The 7,843-nt window shown below is 59.8% G+C and carries 6 protein-coding genes; 4 read left to right on the plus strand and 2 right to left on the minus strand.

Annotated elements, in window-relative coordinates; translation table 11 throughout:
- Positions 1 to 106 precede the first annotated feature (106 nt).
- Both NW856_RS06265 and NW856_RS06270 read left to right on the plus strand, forming a co-directional pair.
- Positions 107 to 928 carry a tetratricopeptide repeat protein gene (locus NW856_RS06265; RefSeq protein WP_414399541.1) on the plus strand — a complete coding sequence of 274 codons (822 nt, stop codon included), beginning with the start codon at positions 107 to 109 and terminating at the stop codon, positions 926 to 928.
- A 399-nt stretch (positions 929 to 1,327) separates the two neighbouring features.
- Complete coding sequence (locus NW856_RS06270; RefSeq protein WP_414344534.1) at positions 1,328 to 1,750, plus strand: hypothetical protein; 423 nt, start codon at positions 1,328 to 1,330, stop codon at positions 1,748 to 1,750.
- 151 nt (positions 1,751 to 1,901) lie between these two features.
- On the opposite strand, the gene pgl is transcribed toward NW856_RS06270, so the two are convergent.
- Both pgl and NW856_RS06280 read right to left on the minus strand, forming a co-directional pair.
- Positions 1,902 to 2,633 (minus strand): 6-phosphogluconolactonase, encoded by a 732-nt coding sequence (gene pgl / locus NW856_RS06275; protein WP_011434423.1) that lies wholly within the window; start codon positions 2,631 to 2,633, stop codon positions 1,902 to 1,904.
- Between the two features lie 86 nt (positions 2,634 to 2,719).
- Positions 2,720 to 3,727, minus strand: a complete 1,008-nt coding sequence (locus tag NW856_RS06280; protein WP_414351832.1) for a phosphoribulokinase — start codon at positions 3,725 to 3,727, stop codon at positions 2,720 to 2,722.
- 351 nt (positions 3,728 to 4,078) lie between these two features.
- Here NW856_RS06280 and NW856_RS06285 point away from each other — a divergent pair, with 351 nt between their 5' ends.
- Together NW856_RS06285 and leuS are read left to right on the plus strand one after the other, a co-directional pair.
- On the plus strand, positions 4,079 to 4,969 hold the full coding sequence (locus tag NW856_RS06285; RefSeq protein ID WP_011434421.1) for a ferredoxin--NADP(+) reductase: 891 nt from the start codon (positions 4,079 to 4,081) through the stop codon (positions 4,967 to 4,969).
- Positions 4,970 to 5,052: 83 nt separating this feature from the next.
- Positions 5,053 to 7,758, plus strand: a complete 2,706-nt coding sequence (gene leuS, locus NW856_RS06290; protein ID WP_414399542.1) for a leucine--tRNA ligase — start codon at positions 5,053 to 5,055, stop codon at positions 7,756 to 7,758.
- Positions 7,759 to 7,843 lie beyond the last annotated feature (85 nt).

Here is a 7,843-nt window from a genome sequence, read left to right on the forward strand (position 1 = left end):
AAACCGGATGTCGGGGGTTCGAGTCCTCCAGGGCGCGCTAACCATCAGACCCCCTGCGGCGATGGCTTAAGGTGGAAACACCCCATCTGAGGTGGTTTTGGCGGCCATGAAGTCTGTCTCCAATGTCCTCTCGGCTCTGTTGCTGGGGCTGCTGCTTTGGTTGGGGATCCCTATCTGGCCTGGATCGGGTGTGGTGGCAACGGCAGCGAGCAACAGGGTAGATCACGAGATCGATCGACTGTTTGAGGAGGCCTTTGCGGCTACTCAGAGGGGAGATTTTGCCCGGGCGGAAACCCTGTGGACTCAACTGTTGCAGATCCAGCCTGATAATCCAGCCCTGTGGAGCAACCGGGGCAATGCCCGTGTCAGCCAGCACCAACTGCAGGCAGCTCTGGAGGATTACGCTGAGGCCATTCGTTTGGCCCCTGAGGCGCCGGATCCCTATCTAAATCGAGGAACTGCTCTGGAGGGGCTGGGGCGGTGGCAGGAAGCAATTGCCGATTATGAGCGGGTGTTGCAGTTGGATCCCAACGATGCGGCGGCCTACAACAACCGTGGCAATGCGGAAGCAGGGCTGGGCCAATGGCAACAGGCCTTGGCCGACTACCGCCGCGCTACAGAACTGGCTCCCGACTACGCCTTTGCTCAGGCCAACTATGCTCTGAGCCTCTACCAGGTGGGCGAAACAGAAGCTGCCCTGCGCTTGATGCGGGCTCTGGTGCGCAAGTACCCGAAGTTTCCAGATATGCGGGCTGCTCTCAGCGCCATTCTTTGGGCGCAGGGTCGCCAGGGAGAGGCTGAAAGTCACTGGGTGGCTGTGCAAGGACTGGATCCCCGCTACGCCGACCTGGAATGGGTGAAAACCGTCCGCCGTTGGCCACCGGCAATGGTGGCAGCTCTGGAGCGTTTCCTTTCTCTCAAGTCGTGAGGATCGGGATCGCGTCGGAGATACCCTGGGCCTTGACTCTGCGCATTGGCGAAACGGTTGCTGGGGATCCCCGCAGCTAGAGCCTCAGGTTACATCCTGTCTGGGGGTATGGAGATTGCTAGATTGGGATCAAGCCGAGGGCGGATTCCAGCAGCAGGCTTAACCCAGAGCCAAGAGAGCGCAGAGGGATCCCAAAGGCTTTCAGCGAGCTGTGAAAAAAACTGTGTAAGGGATTGCTTCCTGCGACACCTTTTCGCCTTCTTCTTCGTCTGTTTCAGTCCTATCGCGGCGCGTGGTATCAACGTGAGTGCAATGGCTTGTTTCTCTCGCTCTTCTTCCTTCCTCCCCGATTGGAGAGGGGGGCTGCGAAATCACTGGAGCTGGGCAGGGCTGTTGCTCATGGTTCTGCAGCTTGGGCAACCCGCCGTGGCTCAGACGGAAACCCGAGTTTGGAGCGGAACCGGCCAAATTTTGAGCGGCCAGGGGCAGGGGGCGACGGTGCAATTGATCTTGGAAACGGGTGGCGGGCGTATCTGGAGCCAATCGGGGCCGGCTTTGGATGCACCGTTTTCCGGCGGCCATATTTCGGTAACCAGCGGTGATGGCACCTGGCAAATTCAATCGCAAGGGGATCAGTTGTTGGTCACCTTTTACCGCGGCGAGCAGATCATCCGCTGGCAACTGCGGCCCATGGGCGAGATCCCCAGCTCTTCTCCTTCTGCGCCATCCAGCTCCCTGAGCAGTGACTCCGCCCAGCCCGTAGCGCTGCCCGTCCAAGAGCTGGTGATTCCAGTACTGAAGAATTTGCCCGGCAACCCCTGAGGGATCCCTGCCCCGCCGGTTCTCGACCCATGAAACCTGGTGCGTTGGCCGCTGGGGCTATCAAACCTGTGGCCACTGGAATGGGCTGGGATGATTTTGGGGGCGGTGGGCCTGGGGATCCTATCCCATCGGCAGTTAGCCCGCCTGTTGTTTAGCTGAGCAGCGGGACACAGGGCAGGGGCAGTTGAGCCGCTGCCGCCGCATCCAGCAACCACAGCAGCCGTCCTCTGGGGTTTACGCGCTGGCAGGGTAGGTGGGCCTCGGTGGTCAGCGCCTCTTTCACGATGGGGGCTTTGTTCGCTCCGGTTACCAGGAACACCACCTGGGCTGCCTGATTGAGGACGGGATAGGTCAAGGTTAGACGCGGCTCCTGCCCTTTTTGCCCCACCGTCACCCAGCGGTGCTGCACCTGCAGAGCGGCTGTGTCGGGAAACAAGGAAGCTGTGTGGCCATCTTCCCCCACTCCCAGCCATACCAGGTCGAGAGAAGGGCACTCTGCACCGAAAATCTGCCGTAGGGTGGCCTCGTATTCGGCAGCATCGCGAAGGGGATCCCCCGCTTGGGTGGGCATAGGGAAAACTTGAGCCGCCGGGATCCCGATCTGCTGCAGCAGGGTTTCTCGTACCATGCGGTAGTTGCTTTCAGGGTGATCCGGGGGAACATAGCGCTCGTCCCCCCAGAACAGCCAGGTTTGTTGCCAAGGGATCCCTGGGGTTTGGGCCAGGGCAGCATACAGCTTCTTGGGGGTGCTCCCTCCCGCCAAGGCCACCGTAAAGCGTCCCCGCTCGCGAATGGCAGCGGCTGACCGAGCTTGCCAAATCTCGATGGCCCGTTGGATTAAGACGGGGCCCTCCGGAAAGATCTCCAACTGGAATCCCTGCATACACCGAAGCCCTACTGCCGACCTATGCTGGGTCAGCCGACCTGCACCAACACTTTACCGAAGGGATCCCCTAAGCGGGGCAAACACTAGGAAGCCACCGCCAGCTCTTTGGCTTCTGCCCGAATTTGCTCGTAGAGGGCGCGCAGCTTCAGGCCCACGATGATCTGAATCAGACCAGAGCCATTGCGGGATCCCGGGTATTCCGGGTGCTTGCGCAACAGTTCCGTCAGCTCGCCATAGTAGCGGGTGGACAGGTTGCTCAGGTGGTTCTCGATGTAGATGACCTCTTCCAGCTTGTCGAAGGTGCCGTCGATCTCCAGAATCGAAACCGGGTGCTCGAAGTAGGTGGAAGGGCCATAGTGGAGGCGGATCCCTGGGTAGGAACAGGTCAGCTTTTTGCCGCAGGGGATCCAATCAATGGTGGAGCCTTCGTCAAAGAGATAAACATGGTCGAAGTACTTCACCCCTTCCCGCTGGATCAGCCGCACCCGCAGTACTTTGTGCTCTGGATCCAGCTCCGGCAACAACTGGGTAGGCAAAACCTCAATGACGGCATCGGCGTACTGCTTCTGCACATCGACATAGGCTTCAAAGTCCGGGCGGCGAGCCTCGATTGAGCGCAACACATCTTCGTAGGTGTGGCCCCGCTCCGCCATGTCCCGCTTCACTTTCCAAGCAATCTTGATCTCTGGGGCCAGATCCAAGTACACCTTGAAGTCCAGCAGCTGGCGCACCCGCTCGTCATACATGGGATGCAGCCCCTCCAGGACGATGATGCGGTTGGGCTCCACCAGCTCCGGTGGGTCAATCAGCCCCGTCTCGTGGTTGTAGATGGGCTTCATCACACTTTGGCCGTTCTTAAGCGCCTTGGCCTGCTCGTACATCAGGTCGAAGTTGTTGGCGCGGGGATCCAGCGCCGTGATGCCCTTCTCTTTGCGCTGGTAGCGATCCAAGGAGTGATAGTCATCCAGACAGATGGTGGTAATCAGATCCCGGCCAAATAGATCCCCCAGCCGGCGTAAAAAGGTGGACTTGCCACAGCCAGAATCTCCGGCGACACCAATCATCACAACACGATCAGGACTGCTTGCCATGGGAACTCCTTGGGGACGGGCAGGGCAAAACTGAGAAAAAGGCTCTAGAAAGTTACCAACTGTTACGGTCTTGCATGATACCAAATAAAGCCGTTACATCACAAGCCGCTGGCAGGCCAGAGCTGTGGGCACCCTAAGCAACAATTTAACAAAAAATCCATATTTTTGGCCGATGAGCTTGGCCGGGATTATTTTTCCGGGGTTGCCGCTCTCAGGACGGCCTGGGGGGCTGGCGAAGGTCGTCTGCTTCTCCTCTGACAAGTTCCATTTGAGCAGCCGGGCTGCTGTGGTGTTTGCTATTTTGCTATATGTAAACTCATTTCCTCCCAGTGCCAGGAGCAGATCGCAGGTATGGTTGCCAGCGCAGAAAAGCGAGAGGTTGTCGTCAATCTGTATCGTCCCAACGCACCGTTGATCGGCCACTGCGTGGAGACCTACTCCATTGTCGGTGAAGGAGCACCCGGACTGACTAAGCACATTGTGCTCAGCTTGCCGGATCCCAACTACCGCTACCTAGAAGGGCAAAGCGTTGGCATTATCCCTCCTGGCGAAGATGCCAAGGGCAAGCCCCACAAGCCCCGCCTCTACTCGATTGCTTCCACCCGCTTTGGCGATGATGGCGAGGGGCGCACCGTCTCTTTGAGCGTGAAGCGGGCCGAATATGTCGATAGAGAGACAGGCCAGCCGGGGGTGGGGGTCTGCTCCGGCTTCCTCACCGATTTGAAGGCGGGCGATGAGGTGATGATTACGGGGCCATCGGGGAAAACCTTCCTGTTGCCTGAAGATGAGAATGCCAACCTGATCTTGATCGCCACCGGCACCGGCATTGCCCCTTTTCGCGCTTTCATCAAGCACCTGTTTGAAGAGGATCCCAACTATCAGGGCAAGATCTGGCTGTTCTTTGGGGTGCCCACCACTTCCACCTTGCTCTACCACGGGGATCTGGAGGCCTGGAAAGCCCAGTACGGGGATCGCTTCCGCGTCGATTACGCCATCAGCCGCGAGCAACAAACCCCCGATGGCAAGAAAATGTACGTGCAAAACCGCATGGCCGAGTACGGCGCCGAGCTGTGGGAGATGCTGCAACAGCCCAACACCTACACCTACATCTGCGGCCTCAAGGGGATGGAGGACGGGATCAACAACGTCATGGGGCCTTTGGCCGAACAAGCCGGTCAGGATTGGAGCAAGTTCCAGAAGGAACTGAAGAAAGCAGACAGGTGGCACGAAGAAACCTACTGATCTCTGCTTGTGATCCCTGCTTGTCGGTTTGTCAGCGCCAATAGGGATCCCGTTCCTTGCTTGAGAGCACTGGCGTGGGGAGTATGTCAAAATGCTTCTATCTCCCAGCGTATGCGCTTTTTTCCCAGGAGCATCGAACCGTGGACGCGCGCTACAATCCCCAGGCCATTGAGAGCAAGTGGCAAGCCCACTGGCGTGAAATCGGGCTGGATCGCACCCCAGAGCTGAAGGACGGGAGCCGCAAATTCTATGCTCTGTCCATGTTCCCCTACCCCAGCGGCAACCTGCACATGGGGCATGTGCGCAATTACACCATCACCGATGTGATTGCCCGCCACAAACGAATGCAGGGATACGCGGTGTTGCACCCGATGGGCTGGGATGCCTTTGGCCTGCCGGCGGAGAATGCCGCCATCGACCGGGGGATCCCACCGGCCAAGTGGACCTACCAAAACATTGCCCAGATGCGGGATCAGTTGCAGCGGTTGGGCCTGTCCTACGACTGGGAGCGGGAGATTACCAGTTGTTCGCCGGACTACTACAAGTGGACGCAGTGGATCTTCCTGCAATTTTTGCAGGCGGGTTTGGCCTACCAGAAAGAGGCGGCGGTGAACTGGGATCCGGTGGATCAGACGGTGCTGGCCAACGAGCAGGTGGATGCGGAGGGGCGTTCCTGGAGATCCGGCGCCCTGGTGGAAAAGCGCATGCTCAAGCAGTGGTTTTTCAAAATCACCGCCTATGCCGACCAACTGCTGGCGGATCTGGAAAAGCTCTCCGGCTGGCCGGAGCGGGTGCGCACCATGCAGGAGAACTGGATTGGCCAATCGGTAGGGGCCAAGGTGATTTTCAAAACCGAGGCAGGGGACGAGCTGGCAGTATTCACCACCCGGCCTGATACCCTCTGGGGGGCCACCTTCATGGTGCTGGCGCCGGAGCACCCCTTGGTGGACAAGCTCACCACTGCCGAGCAACTGCAGGCCGTCAGAGCCTATCAAGCCCAGGCCGCTGCCCGCAGCGAGATCGAGCGCAGCGCCGAAGACCGGGAAAAGACAGGGGTTTGGACGGGATCCTACGCCATCAACCCCGTCAACCAAGAGCGGATCCCCATCTGGATTGCCGACTATGTGTTGATGGGCTACGGGACGGGGGCCATCATGGCCGTGCCTGCCCACGACCAGCGGGATTTCGAGTTTGCCCGCAAGTTCGGCCTGCCCATCAAGCGGGTGGTGCAGCCGCCGGAGGGTTCTCCGGCCTCGGCGGATCGCGCCAGCGGGACGGAGTCCTCAGAACTGCAGGCTGCCTGGACGGGGGAAGGGGTGATGATCAACTCTGGCCCCCTAGACGGGATCCCGGTGGGCAAAGGCCCAGGGCAAAGCGTGGAAAGAGCCATCGCCTGGCTGGAAGCCCAGGGGCTGGGGGAAAAGCAGATCAACTACCGCCTGCGGGATTGGCTGATCTCGCGGCAGCGCTACTGGGGTTGTCCCATCCCGGTGATCCATTGTCCCCACTGTGGCATTGTGCCGGTGCCGGAGAAGGATCTGCCGGTGCTCTTGCCGGAGGATGTGGAGCTGACGGGGCGAGGGGGATCCCCGTTGGCCCAGCTGGAGAACTGGGTGAAGGTGAAATGCCCCACCTGTGGCGCGGAGGCTCGCCGGGAAACCGATACCATGGACACCTTTGTCTGCTCGTCGTGGTACTTCCTGCGCTTCAGCGATGCCCGCAACGACCGAGAGATCTTCCGCAAAGACCGGGTGAACGCCTGGCTGCCGGTGGATCAGTATGTGGGCGGCATCGAGCACGCCATCCTGCACCTGCTCTACTCCCGCTTTTTTACCAAGGTGTTGCGGGATCGGGGGCTGCTGGATTTTGACGAGCCGTTCTCGCGTCTGCTCACCCAGGGGATGGTGCAAGGGCGCACCTACTACAACCCCAACAAGTCCGGCAAGGATCGCTGGATCCCGGCAGCTCTGGTGAAGGATCCCAACGACCCGCGGGATCCGGAAACGGGCGAGCCCCTGCAAGTTATCTACGCTACCATGTCCAAGTCCAAGGGCAACGGCGTGGATCCCGAGGAGGTGCTGGCCCACTACGGGGCAGATACGGCCCGCATGTTTATCTTGTTCAAGGCCCCGCCGGAGAAGGATCTGGAGTGGGACGATGCCGATGTGGAGGGGCAATTTCGCTTTCTCAACCGCGTCTGGCGGCAGGTGTACGAGTTTGTCGTTCGCGGTGGCGGGACGGAGTCCTGGCGGGGCAGGGTCTCAGAGCTGTTGCCGGCCAAGGTCGAGGTGGGATCCCTGACCAAGGCGGAAAAAGATCTGCGCCGGGCCATCCATACCGCCATCAAGGAAGTCAGCGAAGATCTGGAAAACGATTATCAATTCAACACTGCCATTGCCGAGCTGATGAAGCTGAGCAATGCTCTGGGGGAGGCCGGGATCCTGGATTCGCCGGTCTATGCAGAGGGGATCCGCACGCTGGTGTTGCTGATGGCGCCTTTTGCCCCCCATATTGCGGAGGAGCTGTGGCAGGCGCTGGGGGGCGCAGACTCGGTGCATCGGCAGTCTTGGCCCAGCTATGACCCGGCAGCGCTGGTGGCCGACACGGTGACCATCGTGATTCAGGTGAACGGCAAATTGCGCGGCTCGTTTGAGGCCCCTGCCGAGGTGACGCCGGAGGAGCAGGAACGGTTGGCCCTTCGGTCAGAGGCAGCGCAGAAATACCTGGAGGGGGCAACACCCAAAAAAGTGGTGGTGGTGCCGAAAAAGCTGGTTAACTTTGTCCTCTAACGGCGGGCCTGGCCAAAATGTTCCGCACTGCTGACACGAACGGGATCGGGGCTTTCACCAAATTTTCGGGCTGGAGGCCCGCACC

The sequence above is a fragment of the Synechococcus sp. R3-13 genome, from assembly GCF_047462195.1.
Classification (GTDB): Bacteria; Cyanobacteriota; Cyanobacteriia; order Thermostichales; family Thermostichaceae; genus Thermostichus.

Bases quoted from the DNA above. Each gene is read 5' to 3' on its own strand.
- NW856_RS06265 (WP_414399541.1), top strand. From the start codon at position 107: ATGAAGTCTGTCTCCAATGTCCTCTCGGCTCTGTTGCTGGGGCTGCTG.
- NW856_RS06270 (WP_414344534.1), top strand. From the start codon at position 1,328: ATGGTTCTGCAGCTTGGGCAACCCGCCGTGGCTCAGACGGAAACCCGA.
- pgl (WP_011434423.1), bottom strand. From the start codon at position 2,633: ATGCAGGGATTCCAGTTGGAGATCTTTCCGGAGGGCCCCGTCTTAATC.
- NW856_RS06280 (WP_414351832.1), bottom strand. From the start codon at position 3,727: ATGGCAAGCAGTCCTGATCGTGTTGTGATGATTGGTGTCGCCGGAGAT.
- NW856_RS06285 (WP_011434421.1), top strand. From the start codon at position 4,079: ATGGTTGCCAGCGCAGAAAAGCGAGAGGTTGTCGTCAATCTGTATCGT.
- leuS (WP_414399542.1), top strand. From the start codon at position 5,053: ATGTCAAAATGCTTCTATCTCCCAGCGTATGCGCTTTTTTCCCAGGAG.